Raw genomic sequence first — 16,058 nt, 5'->3', positions numbered from 1 at the left:
CGTCGAAAGAAGCGGTGATGCATCCAGCTTCGGTGATGTTCGGGGGCCTCAACCCCACAAAATGGATTCAAGAATCGCGGATCTTTCGCTAACGTGAAGCCATGAGCACTTCCGTGGACACCGGCGACATCGACGTCGCGACTCTCGGCCACCGCATCCGCCACTTCCGCACGCGCCGGGGCATGACCCTGGACGATCTGGGCGCTGCCGCGGGTGTCGCGCCGAGCCAGCTGTCGCTGATCGAGAACGGCAAGCGCGAGCCGCGCATCTCCCTGCTCAGCTCGCTGGCGAGCGCGCTCGGCGTGCAGCCGGCCGACCTGCTCTCGACGGAGCCGCCGGACGAGCGCGCCGCCCTCGAGATCGAACTCGCGCGGGCGCAGCGCGGCTCGCTGTACGCGTCCCTCGGGCTCCCCGCCGTCAAGCCGACGAAGGGCACCCCGACCGAGACCCTGCGTTCGCTGGTCGGGCTGCATCGCGAGCTCAGCCGGCGTGCCAACGAGGCGATCGCGACGCCGGAGGAGGCTCGCCGGGCGAACACCGAGCTGCGCGAGCGGATGCGCGCGCAGGACAACTACATCCCGGCCATCGAGGAGCTCGCCGAGGAGCAGGTGCGCGCATCCGGGCACACCCGCGGCGCGCTCACCCACCGCGAGGTGAGCGTGATGGCCGAGAAGCTGGGGTTCGAGCTGATCTACGTGAACGACCTGCCCCGGTCCGCCCGGTCGATCACCGACCTGGAGAACGGGCGCATCTACCTGCCGCCGGCGTCCATCCCGGGCGGGCACGGCCTCCGCTCGATGGCGCTGCAGGCGATGGCGCACCGGCTGCTCGGCCATACCAGGCCCGCGTCGTACGCCGACTTCCTGCGCCAGCGGCTCGAGATCAACTACTTCGCCGCCTGTTGCCTGATGCCGCGGGAGGCCGCCGTCGCGTTCCTGCAGCAGGCGAAGAAGGAGAAGGACCTCGCGGTCGAGGACTTCCGCGACGCGTTCGGCGTCACCCACGAGGCCGCCGCCCTGCGGCTGACGAACCTGGCGACCAGCCATCTCGACATGACCATGCACTTCTTGCGCGTGGGCGACGACGGCGCGCTCTACAAGGGCTACGAGAACGACGGGCTGCCGCTGCCGACGGATGTGACGGGCTCCATCGAAGGTCAGGTCGTCTGCCGCAAGTGGGGCGCCCGAAGCGCGTTCACGCACACCAATCGCACGACGGAGCTGTACCAGTACACGGACACCCCCGCCGGCACGTACTGGTGCGCCACGCAGACCGGCACTACGGCCGAGGGCGGGTTCTCGATCAGCGTGGGGGTTCCGTTCGACGAGGCGAAGTGGTTCCGCGGGCGCGAGACGACGGTCCGCGCCGAGTCGCGCTGCCCGGACGAGTCGTGCTGCAAGCGTCCGCCAGCTGAGCTGTCGGGGCGATGGGCGGGCAAGGCGTGGCCGAGTGCGCGGCTGCACGCGCACATCCTGTCGCCGCTGCCGTCGGGCTCTTTCCCGGGTGTCGACGACTCCGACGTGTACACGTTCCTCGAAGCGCACTCCGGCGCCTGACCCCGTGCGCCCACCACCTCGCAGATTTGTGCCAGATCGCGGTCATGGAGTCGTGATTCCCGCGATTTGGCACAAATCTCGGGCGGCTACTTGGGCTGCATGCGGATCGCGCCGTCGAGGCGGATCGTCTCGCCGTTGAGCATCGGGTTCTCGACGATCGCACGCACGAGGGCGGCGTACTCGGCGGGCTTGCCGAGGCGAGAAGGATGCGGCACCTGCGCGGCCAGGGAGTCCTGCGCCGCCTGCGGCAGGCCGGCCATCATCGGCGTCTCGAAGATGCCCGGCGCAATGGTCATCACGCGGATGAGGCTGCGCGCGAACTCGCGCGCCAGCGGCAGCGTCATCGCCGCGACTCCGCCCTTAGAGGCCGCGTAGGCCGGCTGTCCGATCTGCCCGTCGAAGGCGGCGACGGAGGCGGTGTTCACGATGACTCCGCGCTCCTCCCCGACCGGCTCCGTCTGCGCGATCGCCGCGGCGGCCAGCCGCACGACGTTGAACGTGCCGATCAGGTTGACGCGGATCACCCGCTCGAAGTGCTCAAGCGGGATCAGCCCGTCGCGCCCGATCACCTTCTCGGCGGTGGCGATCCCGGCGCAGTTGACGACGACGCGAAGCGGGGCCAGCCCCGACGCCGTGTCGACGGCCGCCTGGACCTGCGCCTCATCCGTCACGTCGGCCGCCACGAAGCGCGCCGTCGGTCCGAGTGCGATCGCCGCCTTCTCCCCTCCGAGCGCGGGAGGTCGAGGATCACGACGTGCGCGCCCGCCTCCGTGAGCGCGCGGGCCGTGGCGTTGCCGAGGCCGCTGGCCCCGCCGGTGACGAGCGCGGAGCATCCGTCGAGCTGCATGGTTCTCCTTCGGTTCGGTGAGGTGGCGTGACGTGAGGTGGCGTGACGTGGATGGGGGTGCCGCGCCGTCAGCGCAGCACTTCGATCAGGGTGGCGTTGGCGGTGCCGCCCCCTCGCACATGGTCTGCAGGCCATAGCGGCCGCCCCGCGCCTCCACCTCGTTGATCAGGGTGGCGAGCAGGCGGGTGCCGGAGGATCCGAGGGCGTGACCGAGCGCGATCGCACCGCCGCGCGGGTTCAGCTTCGACGGGTCGGCGCCGAACTCCTGCCGCCATAGCAGGGGCACGGGCGCGAACGCCTCGTTGACCTCGTAGGCGTCGATCTCGTCCAGCCCGACGCCGCTCCGGTCGAGCAGCTTGCGCGTCGCCGGGAGGATGCCTGTCAGCATGAGCAGCGGATCGCTGCCGGCGACGGCGAACGAGTGGAACCGGGCGCGCGGGCGCAGGCCCAGCCGCTTCGCCGCGTCCGCGCTCATGATGAGCGCCGCCGATGCACCGTCGGTCAGCGGGGACGAGTTGCCGGCGGTGATCCGCCACTCCAGCTGCGGGAACCGCTGCGCGAGACGGTCCGTGCGGAACACCGGCTGCAGCCCGGCGAGCTTCTCCGCGGTGGTTCCCGGACGGATGGTCTCGTCGGCGATGACGCTGCCCGAGTCCGGCGTCGGCACGCCGACCAGCTCGCCCTCGAACGCCCCGTTCGCCGCCGCCCACGCCGCCCGGCCGTGCGATTCGGCCGCGTAGTCGTCGAGCTGCGACCGCTCGAAGCCCCAGCGGTCGGCGATCAGCTCCGCCGCCACACCCTGGTTCACCAGCCCCTCCGGGTACCGGCCCTTCAGCAGAGCGCCCCCGAGGGACGCGCCCTGCACATTGGAGCCCATCGGCGAGCGGCTCATCGATTCCACCCCGCAGGCGATGACGACGTCGTACGCGCCCGAGATGACGCCCTGAGCCGCGAACGCCGCCGCCTGCTGGCTCGACCCGCACTGCCGGTCGATCGTCACGGCCGGCACGCTCTCGGGGAAGCCGGCGCTGAGCACGGCGGTGCGCGTGATGTTGCCCGCCTGCTCGCCGGACTGGGTGACGCATCCGCCGATCACGTCGTCGACCACCGCTGGGTCGATGCCGGTGCGTCCGACCAGCTCGAGCAGAACGCCCGCGAGCAGGTCGGCGGGATGGATGTCGGAGAGCTCGCCGTCGGGCTTCCCGCGCCCGGACGGGGTGCGGACGACGTCGACGATGACCGCTTCGGCGTGCGTCATGTCAGGCTCCGAACGGGTTGGGCGTCAGCGTGTACTTCGTGTTCAGGTACTCGTGGATGCCCTCGAATCCGCCCTCGCGGCCGAGCCCCGACTGCTTGACCCCGCCGAACGGAGCGGCCGCATTGGACACCACGCCGACGTTGAGGCCCATCATTCCGGTCTCGAGCCGTTCGATCATCCGCTGGCCGCGCGCCAGGTCCTTCGTGAACACGTACGAGACCAGGCCGTACTCCGTGTCGTTCGCCAGCCGCACCGCCTCGTCCTCGTCCGAGAACCGGATGATGGACAGCACCGGACCGAAGATCTCCTGACGGAGGATCTCGCTTCCCGCCCGCACATCGGTGACGACGGTCGGCTCGAAGAAGGTGCCCGTGCCGTCGACCCGGGAGCCGCCGGTCAGCACCGATGCGCCGCGGGTGACCGCATCCTGCAGCAGCTCGGAGGCCTTGTGGATGGCGTCCTCGTTGATGAGCGGACCGATCGTGACGCCGTCCTCGGTGCCGCGGCCGACCTTCAGGCCGTCGACCCGCTCGGTGACCCGGCGCGCGAACTCGTCGGCGACCGCCTCGTGCACGATGAACCGGTTGGCCGCCGTGCACGCCTCGCCGATGTTCCGGAACTTGGCGAGCATCGCGCCCTCCACCGCCCTATCGAGGTCGGCGTCGTCGAACACGACGAACGGCGCGTTGCCGCCCAGCTCCATCGAGGTGCGCAGGACGTTCTCGGACGCCTGCTGCAGCAGTTTGCGCCCCACCTCGGTCGAGCCGGTGAACGACAGCTTGCGCAGGCGCGGGTCGGCGATGATCGGCGCGGAGACCTTGCCGGAGGTGGTGGTCGTCACGACGTTGAGCACGCCCGCGGGGAGGCCGGCATCCGCCAGCAGCTTGGCGAAGTAGAGCGTCGTCAGCGGCGTCAGCTCGGCCGGCTTGATCACGACCGTGCACCCGGCGGCGAGCGCCGGCGAGATCTTGCGGGTGGCCATGGCGAGCGGGAAGTTCCAGGGCGTGATCAGGAAGCACGGCCCGACGGGATGCTGGCTGACGATCATCCGCCCGGTCCCCTCCGGGTTCTCGCCGTAGCGGCCTGAGATGCGCACAGCCTCCTCCGAGAACCAGCGCAGGAACTCGCCGCCGTACGTCACTTCGCCGTTCGCTTCGGCGAGCGGCTTGCCCATCTCGAGCGTCATCAGCAGCGCGAACTCCTCGCGCCGCTCCTGCAGCAGGTCGAACGCCCGGCGCAGGATCTCGCCGCGCTGCCGGGCCGGCGTCGCCGCCCAGTCGTCCGCGGCGGCGACCGCCGCATCCAGCGCCCGCGTGCCGTCCTCGGGCGAGGCGTCGGCGATCTCCTTGATGAGGTCGCCGGTCGCCGGGTCGTAGACGGGGAAGGTGCCGGCCGATCCGGCGGTCCACTCGCCTCCGATGTACAGCCCGTCCGGCACCCGCTCGAGCAGAGTGTTCTCATCCATCAGTCGCGTTCCTCCTCGTTCCGTTCCTCGTCGACGTCGTCCGCGTCGCCCTGGTCGCCCGCGGGAGCGACCGCCGCCCGTACCAGGGGTACCACCCGCTGGTGGATCCGCGTGGTGAGCGCCACCGTCGTCGACGTCCGCGCGACGGCCGGGCTGCGCTTCATCCGGTCGACCACGCGCTGCAGGTCGGCGTTGTCACGGGCCACCGCCCGCACCAGCAGATCCCCGGCGCCCGTGATCGTGTGCGCCTCGAGCACCTCCGGGATGCTGCGCAGGTGCTCGATGAGGGCCGCATCCCCGCTGCCGTCGCCGCTCGCCAGCTCGACCGTCACGAAGGCGGTCACCGGGTAGCCCAGCTGCTCGGTGTCGACCGTCGGCGCGAAGTCGCGGACCGCACCCGACCGCTGCAGCCGGTCCAGCCGCGCCTGCACCGTGCCGCGCGCGACCCCGAGCCGACGCGACGCCTCGAAGACGCCCAGGCGGGGCTCCGCCGTCAGCAGCGCGATCAGCTCGGCGTCGAGCGTGTCGATCATGCGGCCTCCTTCGGTCCTCGCACATCGTACGACGCGCGGTGCGCGCCTAGGGCACTCTGGCCGAAGCTCCCAGGAAGGGCAGGGCAGCCTGCTTGAACCCCCGCGCGCTGAGCGTCGTGACGTGGTTGCGCTTCGGCAGCACGACGAGCTCGGCGCCGAGCAGGCGTGCCGCTTCGTCGGCGCCGTCGGCGACCGGGTCCGCGTCGCCGACCACCAGCATGGTCGGCACCGCGCTGGCGAGCGGGAGCGGATGCGCGGCCATGCCGGCCGCGCAGGCGGCCAGGGCCTCGCGGTCGACGCCCGGCGCCTGCCGGAGGGAGGCGAGGAGCGGCGCGAGCGGGCTCGCCGCGTCGAGGGCGGAGGCGTCGTCCCGGAGGGCCGCCTGCACGGCGGAGACGCCCCAGCGCCCGAACTGCTCCACGGTGCCCACTCCGCCGACCACCAGGCGTCGGACGCGCTGGGGCGCGAGGCCCGCCAGTGCGAGCGACACCCAGCTGCCCATCGAGTAGCCGACCACATCCACCCGGTCGACGCCCTGTTCGTCGAGGGCCACGATCAGGTCAGACGCCAGCAGGTCGGGCGAGTACGCGCTCGCCTCGTGCGGCGCGTCGCTCGCCCCGTGGCCGCGCAGGTCGGGGACGATGGCGCCGCGACCCACCCCGGCCAGCGCGTCCACCCATCCCGTCGCCTGCCAGGTCAGGGTTCCGGTCGAGGCGAAGCCGTGCACGAGCAGCACCGGGTCGGGGCCGGGATGCCGGTCCACATGGATGTGCGTCATACCGCCACTCTCGCCCAGGCCCGGCGAGCGGGCAAGCCGCGGGTCAGGCACGTCGCTGCTCAGGCACGGCGCGGTTCAGGCACGCCGCGGTTCAGGCCGAGACCTCCGCGCGCCGCTCGTGCGTCCGCTCGCGCCAGAGCTTCGAGGGCCACCAGATCGCCCGGCCGATGTCGTACGACACCGCCGGCACGAGCAGCGAACGCACCACCACCGTGTCGAGCAGCACGCCGAAGGCGACGATGAACGCGATCTGCACCAGGAACAGGATGGGGATGACCGCGAGCGCCGCGAACGTCGCCGCCAGCACGACGCCGGCCGAGGTGATCACGCTGCCGGTGAGCCCGAGACCGCGCAGGATGCCGGGACGCGTTCCGATGCTCAGCGACTCCTCCCGCACCCGCGTCATGAGGAAGATGTTGTAGTCCACCCCGAGTGCGACCAGGAACACGAAGCCGAACAGCGGCACCGACGCATCCGCCCCGGGGAACCCGAACACGTGGTTGAAGACGAGGGCCGAGACGCCGAGCGCGGCCGCGTACGACAGCACGACGCTGCCGATCAGGATCAGCGGCGCCACGATCGACCGCAGCAGCAGCATGAGGATGAGCAGGATCACCAGCAGCACGATCGGGATGATCTTGATCAGATCGCCCTGCGCGGTCTCGTTCGTGTCGAGCGCGATCGCGGTGACGCCGCCGACGAGCACGGAGCCGCCGCCCGGCAGCGAGCCGCGCAGGTCCTTCACCACAGCCTCCGCCTTCGCCGAGTCCGGCTCGGAGGCGAGGGTCGCCTGGATGAGCACGTGGCCGTCCTTCACGACCGGGTCCGCCGGGGCACCGGGCACCGGGCGGCCGCCGCCGGTGTAGAACGCGGCCGAGGCGATCCCGTCCGTCTTCTGCGTCGCGGCGAGCACGGCATCCCCGTCGGACTCCGGCGCCACGATCAGCACCGGCGAACCGGAGCCCGCGTCGAAGTGCTTCGCGACGACGGCCTGGCCGTCCACGGCGTCGGACTGGGTCAGGATCACGTCGGTCTGCTGCACGCCGTTCGCCTTCAGTTGGGTGAGCCCCAGGGCGCAGGCGACGAGCAGCACGAACGACACGATCCAGGTGACGCGCGGTCGCCGGGCGATCAGGCCGCCGACACGGCGCCAGAGCCCACGCACGCCCTCCAGACCGCTGATGGTCACGCCGTCGGCGTGCTTCTGCGGCCTGCCGCCGACCACCGGGCGGAACGGCCAGAACGACGCGCGCCCGAAGATGGCGAGCAGGGCCGGAAGCAGGGTGAGCGCCGAGAACAACGAGAACACGATCCCGATCGCCGCGATCGGTCCCAGGCTCTTGTTCGAGTTGAGGTCTGAGAACAGCAGGCACAGCAGCGCCAGGATGACGGTGGCACCGCTCGCCACGATCGGCTCGAAGGCCGCCTTCCACGCCCGCAGGATGGCGACCCAGCGCGACGGCTCCTGCTCCAGCGCCTCCCGATAGCGGGCGACGAGCAGCAGCGAGTAGTCCGTCGCCGCGCCGATGACCAGGATCGAGAGGATGCCCTGGCTCTGCCCCGAGAGCTTGATCCAGCCCCAGAGCGCGAAGAGGTAGACGAAGACGATGGCCGCGCACAGGGCGAAGATCGACGTGAACAGCACCAGGAACGGCAGCAGCAGCGCGCGGTAGACCAGCAGGAGAATGACGAACACGGCCGCGACCGCCACCAGCAGAAGGATGCCGTCGATGCCGCCGAACGCGTTCACCAGGTCCGCCGTGAGACCCGCCGGTCCCGTGACCCAGACTTTCGCACCGCCCGGGACGGCCTCGTCGGCGACCGCGCGGAGGTCGGCGACGACGGTCTTCACCTCGTCGGTGTTCGAGATCGGGACGATGTACTCGACGGCGAGCCCGTCCTGCGACGGGATGGGCCCGGCAACGCTGGTCGTCTGACCCTCGGCCGGAGCCTGCACGCCATCCACCTCGCCCAGCTTCGTCCCCAGGTCGGCGTAGGTCGTCGCCAGCTCGCTCTTCGGGATGGCCTGGTCGGCCTCGACGACGACGATGGCCGGGATGGAGCCGGAGTCGGTGAAGCGCTTCTGCCAGTCCTGCACCTCGGTGGATTCGGCGCTGGCCGGGAGGAATGCCGCCTGGTCGTTGCTGGAGACGCCGGACAGCTTGCCGAACGTCGGGCCCCCGATGCCCGCCAGCACGAGCCAGACGAGCACCAGGGCCGTCGGCACGACGATTCGCAGCCAGCGGGCCGGCTCGCGCGTCCGTACGGGCTTGGCCGCCGCATCCTTCGACACTTCGCCTCCTGATTACTAGATGAGCTAGCAATCAGAGTAGCGTGGATGCGCGGCCCCGTCCACGCACGGTGTCAGCCGTTCGAGAGGTTGTCTCCGCAGGTGTAGAACCCGGTCACGAGGCTGTCGATGGCCTGCTTGGCGTTGTCGCCGACATCGCCCAGCGCGAAGACCGCGAACGTCAGCGGCGTCCCGTCGGCCGCCTTGACGATGCCCGACAGGGTGTAGCCGTGGTCGATCCACCCGGTCTTGGCGAAGACCGACCCGCGCGCCGCCGAGCTCGCCCCCGTGAACCGGTTGTAGCCCGGGCCGAGCGTCCCCGACTTGCCGGCGACCGGCAGGCCGTCGTAGACGACGCCGAGCCCGTTCTGCCGGTTCAGCACCTTGATGAAGAGCTGCGTCAGGTACGACGGCGGCACCGCGTTGTCGGCGCTCAGTCCGGAGCCGTCGGCGATGTGGATGCCGGAGGTGTCGATGCCGTAGCCCTTCAGCCCGGCGAGCACACCGGCGTTCAGCGCGTCGAAGGTGTTGCCCGCGCCGTTCTTGATGGCGACGAGCCGGGCCAGCTCCTCCATGATCGTGTTGTCGGAGACCCGCATCGCCTGGTCGATCAGGGTCGTCACGGGCTGTGACTGCACCGCGCCCAGCTGACGGGCACCGGCCGGCGCGACGCCCTGGCTGACGCCGACGCTCGTGCCCAGGTACTGCTGGAAGTACTGCACCGCGCGCGACACCGGGTCGGTGCTGCGCGGCGACTCCACTGCGGTCGGGTCGTCTCGGTCGCCGTCCACCATCAGGGAGGTCATGTACGGCGTCGACCCCTCCACGACGCGCTCCTCGCGCTCGTCCCAGCTCGGCTGCCAGAACGGCGCACCGAACAGGGAGGCGTCCACCACGATCGAGGTGATCGGCTGTCCGCCCATCGCCTGCTTGACCTGGTTCGCGAGGTCCTGGATCTTGGGGGCGCCGGTGTAGAACGAGGCCTGGCCGTCGGGCAGGCGCGAGAGGGTCACATCCCCTCCGCCGACGATGACGATCTGGCCGGGCGTGCTGCCCGCGACCACCGTCGTCGCGACGCGGTAGTCGGGACCGAGCGTGGCGAGCGCGGCAGCCGACGTCAGCGTCTTCAGCACCGAGGCGGTCGGGCCGGGCTTGCCGCCGTTGCGGTCGAACAGCGTCTGGCCGGTCTTCGCATTGACGACCTGCGCCTCGAGGCTGCCGAGACGGCCGTCGGCGGCGAGGCCGGCGACCGAGCAGGTGCGGACACGGGTGGCCGCCGCCTGGTTCGCGGGCACGGGACGTGCCGGGTCGGCGGTGGGGGTCGGCGTCGGGGTGGCAGTGCGCGTCGAGGCCGGCGTCGCGCTGGACGTCGCAGCGGCACCCGCAGCGGACGCCGGCGCACCGACCGTGGCCCCGAGGGCGACGCTGCCCGAGGCGAGGAGGACGAACGCCGCCGCCGCGCCTGCGGCCACCCACGCCTTGGGGTGGGTGCGGATGGCGGCCATGACGCCGCTGGCGAAAGAGCGAGGGGCCGAGGGGGTGGACGGGTCGGGTCCGGTGACCGGCTGGTCCGATTCGTGCATCCGGGTATGCTACCGGGGCTTGCTGAATGCTGCTATTTCGGGAAATGGAACCATCCGGGACGATCCGGACAGTAGAGGGTATGAGCACGGATGGATTCGACGAGGCTGCGGCCTGGTCGGCGGCACGCAACGGGGACGGCCCCGCCTTCGCGTCGCTGTTCGACCGGCACCGCGACCGCGTCTTCGGCCACGCGCTGCGGTTGACACGCCAGCCGCACGACGCCGAGGACGTGACCGCCGCGGTCTTCCTGGAGGCCTGGCGCAAGCGCGAGTCGGTGCGGGTGGTAGACGGATCCGTCATCGGCTGGCTCCTCGTCACGACGAACTACATCGCGCGCAACCACGAGCGCGGTCTCCGCCGGTACCGGACCGCGCTCGCGAAGCTCCCGGCCCCCGCGCCGCAGGAGGATCACGCGCCCGGCGTGGACGCCTCCCTCGACGGCGCAGGACGCGACCGCGAGGTGCGGGAGGCGTTCGCGAAGCTCAGCAAGCGCGACCAGGACGTCATCACGCTCTGCGTGCTGGAGGAGCTCACCATCGCTCAGGCCGCAGAAGCCCTCGGGGTGCCGGAGGGGACGGTCAAGTCCCGCCTCTCCCGGGCCCGCGCCCGCCTCACCGAACTCGCCTCACCGCTCGCCGACGCGCCCGGCTCCGACACCACGATCCTCGAAGGAGGTGCACGATGAGCACCACGGACCTCACCCCCGACTTCACCCCGGAGCACAGCGCCGCCATCCGTCAGCTGCTGATCGACACCGTCGCCGACGAGCCGCGCCGCCGCAGGCACCTGCAGATTCTGCTCACCAGCCTGCTCTCGGCGGTCGCCGTGGTGCTCGCCGGCGGGACGGCCGCCCTGGCCCTGACCGGCGTCATCCACTTCGGAAGCGGCGACACCCCGCCGGCGCCTATGCCGACGCCCACCCAGACGGTCACGCCGACTCCGACGCCGACGCCCAGGCCGACCGCGACGGCGGCGCAGATCTCGGTGCAGACCTCGCCGATCGCGCCGCGCGACGTCGTGTCCCTCCCGGCGAAGCCCTCCTGGGGCCTCGACGTGCCGGGGAAGGGCGACCCCTGCGGCCAGCGGGCGTTCATCGACGTCGCCGACGGATTGACCCTCGTCCAGACCGGTCCGGCCGAGGTGGGCGACGACGGAACGGGATGCGACCCCGTGCACCAGAACGTGCAGCTGTCGCTGGTCGACACCATCCACGGCACCGTGACGTGGTCGCGGAACTGGTCGTGGACCAAGAGAGCCGGAGCACCGGCGGGCGGAACGGTCGTGCAGACCACCGTGCTGGGGAGCTCGGGCACCATCCTCATCGTCGACCAGCGGGTCACCGGCGGCCCGCACGACGTCCTCCGGCTTGCCGACGGCAGCACGCTGGGGACGTTCGATGCGACTGCGCCCGCCGATGGGCTCCTGGCCCCGCAGGCGGTGCAGGACGGCTCCGGCGACATCCTGCTCGCCATATCCGACCCGTCCGGCCACGGGTCGGTGGAGCGCGTCGATCCGATGGATGCCGGGCATCCGCTGTGGTCCACCCCGGTTCCGGCGCCTTACGTCTCCGCCTTCATCTCACCCGGTGACACGTTCGGCCGGGCCCGAGTGGCCTACACGCCGAGCGGGGGCCATCCACCACCGCCCCATTGGACGTGGCGACCGGACGGCTCGGCTCCCCTGTGGACGACATGTTCCTCATGGACGGGACGGACATCCGCCTCACGCGAACCCCGGACGGCACCACTGCGCGGGCGTTCGGCACCGACCCGGATCAGGCGATCTGGACCAGGAACCTGTCGGCCGACGCGCAGTTGCGCCAGGTGGGCACCGCGGCGAACCTGCCCGGGGCGGCGGTCGGGGTGCACCCATCGACCGGCTACGTCCTCGTGATCGCATCCGGGCGCACGACGCTGATCGACGCGAACACGGGAGAGGACGTCTGGACCCTCGGCCCGGACGGCTGCTTCGGCAGAGCGATCACCAAGTACGGCACCAACCCGACCGTCGACGCCCAGGCCACGACGCTGATGATCGCCGGGGATGGCGTCCTCTGCCGCGTCGGGCTCACGAACGGTGACCAGCTCCCGGCTGTTCGATTCGACCAGCCCCTGTCGGGGATGCCGTTCTTCGGATCCACGCAGTTCTACACCTCCAGCTACCGCGACCGCGGTGGCGACGTGGAGGCGTACGACCTCGGATCCGGTGAGCGCGTGTGGACGCAGCGGCTGGGCACTCGGGAGGGGCTGATGTTCCTCGGCGGCACGCTGGTGAGACAGGCCGGCGACCACATCGAATCGCTCGGCTGACAGAGACCGGGGGAGAAGAAAAGGGGGAAACAGGGGGGACGGCGAACGGCCCGCGGATCGGGGGAACCGCGGGCCGTTCGTCATTTCGCCTCCTTGTGCAGGGCGTCCGGCTTGTGCACCGCCTCCTTGCCGCTCTTGTCGCTCTTCACCAGGTACTGCGGGTCGTCCTCCGACGCCTTCACCGTGCGGCCAGCCGCCTCGGTATCGTCGGTGATCTTCTTCTCGACCTCGCCCGGAACGTCCACTCCGTGGGACGACCACTCGACGTGGTCGCCGCGCTTCAGCTCATCCGCCATGCCCGCAGCCAACCACCGCCAGAGGTAGGGCGCCAGGCCTGCGGGTCTACGGAACGGCGGTCACCAGATAGTTGTCGAACCGGACGGTCACGGGCGTCGCCGTCGCCGCGGCGGAGAGGTAGACGCGCATCCCGACCGCACCGGCGGACTGGAGCCCGGACGTGGAGTCCGTGACGCTCGCCTGCCAGGAGGCCGGCTCCGCCTGGGTCGCAGGCCACACCTTCGCACGCAACGTCGTCGGGGAGGCGCCCACCGCCTGCACGCGGAGGTTCAGCTGCTGGCCGGCGGCATACGTGAGCCCGCTCACCGTGACCGCCTGCAGAGTGCCGCCGTTCGCGAGGAGCTGCGCCTGCACCGACCCGTTCGCGCTCAGCCACGCCCGACCCTCGTAGCTCGCCGAACCCACCTGCCGGGCGATCTCGGAGACGAAGACCCCGCCGCCGGTCGGTCCCACATCCGTGGTGAAGGTCACCGTCGAATCCGTGCGGCTCGACGAGACCCCGTTCAGCGTCGTGTTGCGCGTCGAGCCCGCCGGGTCGACGATCTGTCCGGTGCCCGACGCCACGGAGTAGTAGGAGGTCGTGCCGGACACGGTCCAGGCGCCGCCCGTCTCGGCGGTCCCCCATCCGTTCGAGACCGAGCGCTCGAATCCGTCCTTCGCGAGGGTGCTGCCGCTGGTCGCCGACACCGTCACCTGGCGGGTCGTCGACGCGGTCGCCCCGGCGTTGTCCTTCACCGTCAGGGTGATCGTGTACGTGCCCGCCGCCGCGTAGGTGTGACCGGCGGTCACGCCGGACGCCGTGCCCCCGTCGCCGAAGGTCCAGGCGTACGACACGATCGATCCGTCCGGGTCGCTGGACGCGCTGCCGTCGACCGCGACGGCCAGCCCGTTGACGCCCGCGGTGAACGAGGCGGTCGGCGGCTGGTTGGTCCCGCCGCCCGCGATGACCACGCGGTTGCCGACGCGGGAGATGCGGTTGCCGTCGGGATCCGTCACCGTGAGCGTGTACGTGTGCGCGCTCCCGCCGACGAGGCCGGAGTCGGTGTACGACATCGCCGGACGGCTCCAGAAGACGGAGTTCCGCGTCACCTGGTAGATGGGATGCGCCGTGTCGCCGTCACGCGCGAGCGCATAGGTCAGTGCGACGTTGTCCTGATCGTAGGTCGCCGTCCAGGCGATGGCCGCCTGTCCCGAGGCCGGCGAGGTGGCGTTCGGCGTGAGGGCGGTGTTGTTGTTCGGGCCGGTCGTGCTCCGGACGACCGAGTCGAAGGCGAAGCGGGTGAGCCCGTACTGCGCGGTGCCGTTCACGATCGGGAACTCGCCACCCGCCACGAGGTAGCGGTTGTCGCCGGAGAGGCTCCACACGGCCTGGCCCTGCCCGGTGTACGAGCCGGTCACCCAGTCAGGGAACCAGTTCAGGAGCGTCGGCGAAGGCTGGCCGCGGAAGTTGGCGTAGTTCGGGTTGCCGTCGTTCGTCAGGGTGCCGGTCCGGGCCTTCGAGAACGAGATCGTGTGGTGGAAGGTGCGCGGATTCGTCTCCGGGAACCCGCCGACGTTGCGGCAGTCGTGCGGGTGCCCGGCGGCGTACAGCGCGTCGCCGAGCGGCACGACGGAGTACGTGTCGCCGTGGCAGTCCTCCATCCAGATCAGCGAGCCCGTCACCGGGTCGGAGGAGAAGCTCCCCTCGAAGTTGCCGCCCGAGCCGAACACGTAGCCCGAGCCGTAGACGCGGTCGCTGGTCGCGAACAGTGAGGTGATGCCGGCGTACAGCCCGGCGTCCCGGATGATCGTGTTGGTCGGGAACGGCAGGATGGAGCCGGTCGAGCCGGTGAGCATCGCGAGGCCGTACTGCGCAGTGCCGTTCATGTTCTTGAAGCGGCCGCCCGCGTACACCCGGCTGCCGTCCGGACTCACGGCGAGCGCATCCACGACGTAGTCGGCGGAGGCGTTCCAGCTCGTGTCGAGCGAGCCGTTCGAGGCGTTGATCTTCGCGATGTAGCCGCGGCTCACGCCGTTGACGCTGGAGAAGGTGCCGCCCGCGTACACGGCGGTGTTCGTCACGGCGAGCGCTCGAACCTGGCTCTCCATGACCGGACGGAAGGAGGCGATGGGCTGGCCGGTCGCCGTGCTGATCGCGACGATCCGGTAGTAGGAGGATCCTCCCGCGGTGGTGAAGTCGCCGCCGACGTAGATGCGGGAGCCGTCCGGGGAGGCCGCGACCGCGAGCGCCTGCGCGTTGAGCGGCACGTTGATGGATGTGTTGAGCACGCCGTTCGTGATGTTGTACGCCAGGAAGTTGTTGCGGGAGGTCGTGTTCGAGCCGGCCGGAGAGCCGGCGGGGCGCGCCGTTGCGAACTTGCCGCCCACGTACACGGTGTCGCCGAGCACGGTCTGCGACCAGGCGACTCCGTCGATCTGTGTCGTCGGCAGCGCGGTGGCGCCGACCGTCGGCGGCGACGCGGGATTGGTGGGGTCCGGCGGCATCGTGTCCGCGAGGGCGGGCGCGCCGAGACTCACCCCTCCCCCGACCAGGAGCAGTGCGCTCAGCACTGCGGTGGACAGGCCGAGCGTTCGCGCCCGGCGGGACCTCGTCGATGTGATCATGACAGCCTCGGGCAGACCTGATTAATTCTCACTTATTGCGGTAAGGGTATCTCCCGCGGCCCACCGGCACAAGGAAATCAGGAGGAGGTCACGCGGCGGGACGGAGACGCTCCACCAGCTCACCCCTGCTGTGGACACCGACCTTCTCGAACACGGCGTGGTGGCCCGCGCGTCCGGGCAGGTGGTCGTCGGGCGCACCCTGGTGACGTACGTGTGCTGGCTGCTGTTCCTCACCGGGATCGTGCTGCTCATCGCGGACCGCATCGGGCTGTACCGCGAGCGCGGCAAGGGCGTGACAGGCGCGATCGGCCAGTCCACACCGCCGCTGATCGCCCTGGTGGCACTGGCCTTCGCCTGAACGGAGCAGAGGGGGAAGGCGGAGGAAACGGAGCCGCCCAAGGGAATCGAACCCTTGACCTTCTCATTACGAGTGAGATGCTCTGCCGACTGAGCTAGGGCGGCGTGGGTCGGGCTCGGCCCGGCGCACAGTCAGATAGCTTACCCGATCCGGCGCGGTGCTACGAACCGTGTGGCCTG

12 protein-coding genes, 1 tRNA gene and 2 pseudogenes are annotated in these 16,058 nt (G+C 70.9%); 5 read left to right on the top strand and 10 right to left on the bottom strand.

The genetic code is table 11. The annotated features are described in order from the left end of the window. The first annotated feature begins 101 nt into the window (after positions 1 to 101). Positions 102 to 1,556, top strand: coding sequence for a helix-turn-helix domain-containing protein (locus ACQ86M_RS01305; protein ID WP_431246779.1), 1,455 nt, complete (start codon positions 102 to 104; stop codon positions 1,554 to 1,556). An 86-nt stretch (positions 1,557 to 1,642) separates the two neighbouring features. Here ACQ86M_RS01305 and ACQ86M_RS01300 read toward each other — a convergent pair. From ACQ86M_RS01300 to ACQ86M_RS01270, 7 genes and pseudogenes are all read right to left on the bottom strand, one after another. Further along, positions 1,643 to 2,403: pseudogene (locus ACQ86M_RS01300) on the bottom strand (3-hydroxyacyl-CoA dehydrogenase). 68 nt (positions 2,404 to 2,471) lie between these two features. After that, positions 2,472 to 3,661 (bottom strand): annotated as a pseudogene (locus ACQ86M_RS01295) (thiolase family protein). 1 nt (position 3,662) lies between these two features. Continuing rightward, on the bottom strand, positions 3,663 to 5,126 hold the full coding sequence (locus ACQ86M_RS01290) for an NAD-dependent succinate-semialdehyde dehydrogenase (RefSeq protein ID WP_431246778.1): 1,464 nt from the start codon (positions 5,124 to 5,126) through the stop codon (positions 3,663 to 3,665). Next, on the bottom strand, positions 5,126 to 5,659 hold the full coding sequence (locus ACQ86M_RS01285) for an Lrp/AsnC family transcriptional regulator (RefSeq protein ID WP_431246777.1): 534 nt from the start codon (positions 5,657 to 5,659) through the stop codon (positions 5,126 to 5,128). Before ACQ86M_RS01285 ends, ACQ86M_RS01290 begins: the two co-directional genes overlap by 1 nt. Before the next feature lie 46 nt (positions 5,660 to 5,705). Continuing rightward, on the bottom strand, positions 5,706 to 6,437 hold the full coding sequence (locus ACQ86M_RS01280) for an alpha/beta fold hydrolase (RefSeq protein WP_431246776.1): 732 nt from the start codon (positions 6,435 to 6,437) through the stop codon (positions 5,706 to 5,708). Positions 6,438 to 6,528: 91 nt separating this feature from the next. Further along, a complete protein-coding gene (locus tag ACQ86M_RS01275) occupies positions 6,529 to 8,730 on the bottom strand; it encodes an MMPL family transporter (protein ID WP_431246775.1) in 2,202 nt (733 codons plus the stop codon). 71 nt (positions 8,731 to 8,801) lie between these two features. Further along, complete coding sequence (locus tag ACQ86M_RS01270; protein WP_431246774.1) at positions 8,802 to 10,310, bottom strand: D-alanyl-D-alanine carboxypeptidase/D-alanyl-D-alanine-endopeptidase; 1,509 nt, start codon at positions 10,308 to 10,310, stop codon at positions 8,802 to 8,804. Positions 10,311 to 10,390: 80 nt separating this feature from the next. Between ACQ86M_RS01270 and ACQ86M_RS01265 the strand changes: the two genes are divergently transcribed. From ACQ86M_RS01265 to ACQ86M_RS01255, 3 genes are read left to right on the top strand one after another with little or no spacing between them, the layout of a single operon-like run. Continuing rightward, complete coding sequence (locus ACQ86M_RS01265; protein WP_431246773.1) at positions 10,391 to 10,996, top strand: RNA polymerase sigma factor; 606 nt, start codon at positions 10,391 to 10,393, stop codon at positions 10,994 to 10,996. Beyond that, on the top strand, positions 10,993 to 12,204 hold the full coding sequence (locus ACQ86M_RS01260; protein WP_431247927.1) for a hypothetical protein: 1,212 nt from the start codon (positions 10,993 to 10,995) through the stop codon (positions 12,202 to 12,204). Before ACQ86M_RS01265 ends, ACQ86M_RS01260 begins: the two co-directional genes overlap by 4 nt. Further along, positions 12,093 to 12,620, top strand: a complete 528-nt coding sequence (locus ACQ86M_RS01255; protein ID WP_431247836.1) for a hypothetical protein — start codon at positions 12,093 to 12,095, stop codon at positions 12,618 to 12,620. The genes ACQ86M_RS01260 and ACQ86M_RS01255 overlap by 112 nt, the downstream gene beginning before the upstream one ends. Before the next feature lie 80 nt (positions 12,621 to 12,700). Here ACQ86M_RS01255 and ACQ86M_RS01250 read toward each other — a convergent pair whose 3' ends face one another. Together ACQ86M_RS01250 and ACQ86M_RS01245 are read right to left on the bottom strand one after the other, a co-directional pair. Beyond that, positions 12,701 to 12,916: a DUF2945 domain-containing protein gene (locus ACQ86M_RS01250; RefSeq protein WP_431246772.1), complete on the bottom strand. Its 216-nt coding sequence runs from the start codon at positions 12,914 to 12,916 to the stop codon at positions 12,701 to 12,703. Between the two features lie 46 nt (positions 12,917 to 12,962). Then, the gene (locus ACQ86M_RS01245; RefSeq protein ID WP_431246771.1) at positions 12,963 to 15,521 is read right to left on the bottom strand and encodes a PKD domain-containing protein; all 2,559 of its coding nucleotides are present in this window, start codon (positions 15,519 to 15,521) and stop codon (positions 12,963 to 12,965) included. A gap of 130 nt (positions 15,522 to 15,651) precedes the next feature. Between ACQ86M_RS01245 and ACQ86M_RS01240 the strand changes: the two genes are divergently transcribed. Beyond that, entirely contained in the window at positions 15,652 to 15,879 is a 228-nt protein-coding gene (locus ACQ86M_RS01240) for a hypothetical protein (RefSeq protein ID WP_431246770.1), read from the top strand. A gap of 31 nt (positions 15,880 to 15,910) precedes the next feature. On the opposite strand, the gene ACQ86M_RS01235 is transcribed toward ACQ86M_RS01240, so the two are convergent. Then, positions 15,911 to 15,983: transfer RNA gene (locus tag ACQ86M_RS01235), tRNA-Thr, on the bottom strand. Positions 15,984 to 16,058 lie beyond the last annotated feature (75 nt).

The organism is Leifsonia xyli subsp. cynodontis, from assembly GCF_050632205.1.
In the GTDB taxonomy this organism is placed as follows: domain Bacteria; phylum Actinomycetota; class Actinomycetes; order Actinomycetales; family Microbacteriaceae; genus Leifsonia; species Leifsonia xyli_D.
Note: the sequence above shows the minus strand (reverse complement) of the source record. Positions and strands in the feature narration are given on the sequence as shown.

Bases quoted from the DNA above. Each gene is read 5' to 3' on its own strand.
- ACQ86M_RS01305 (WP_431246779.1), top strand. From the start codon at position 102: ATGAGCACTTCCGTGGACACCGGCGACATCGACGTCGCGACTCTCGGC.
- ACQ86M_RS01290 (WP_431246778.1), bottom strand. From the start codon at position 5,126: ATGGATGAGAACACTCTGCTCGAGCGGGTGCCGGACGGGCTGTACATC.
- ACQ86M_RS01285 (WP_431246777.1), bottom strand. From the start codon at position 5,659: ATGATCGACACGCTCGACGCCGAGCTGATCGCGCTGCTGACGGCGGAG.
- ACQ86M_RS01280 (WP_431246776.1), bottom strand. From the start codon at position 6,437: ATGACGCACATCCATGTGGACCGGCATCCCGGCCCCGACCCGGTGCTG.
- ACQ86M_RS01270 (WP_431246774.1), bottom strand. From the start codon at position 10,310: ATGCACGAATCGGACCAGCCGGTCACCGGACCCGACCCGTCCACCCCC.
- ACQ86M_RS01265 (WP_431246773.1), top strand. From the start codon at position 10,391: ATGAGCACGGATGGATTCGACGAGGCTGCGGCCTGGTCGGCGGCACGC.
- ACQ86M_RS01260 (WP_431247927.1), top strand. From the start codon at position 10,993: ATGAGCACCACGGACCTCACCCCCGACTTCACCCCGGAGCACAGCGCC.
- ACQ86M_RS01250 (WP_431246772.1), bottom strand. From the start codon at position 12,916: ATGGCGGATGAGCTGAAGCGCGGCGACCACGTCGAGTGGTCGTCCCAC.
- ACQ86M_RS01245 (WP_431246771.1), bottom strand. From the start codon at position 15,521: ATGATCACATCGACGAGGTCCCGCCGGGCGCGAACGCTCGGCCTGTCC.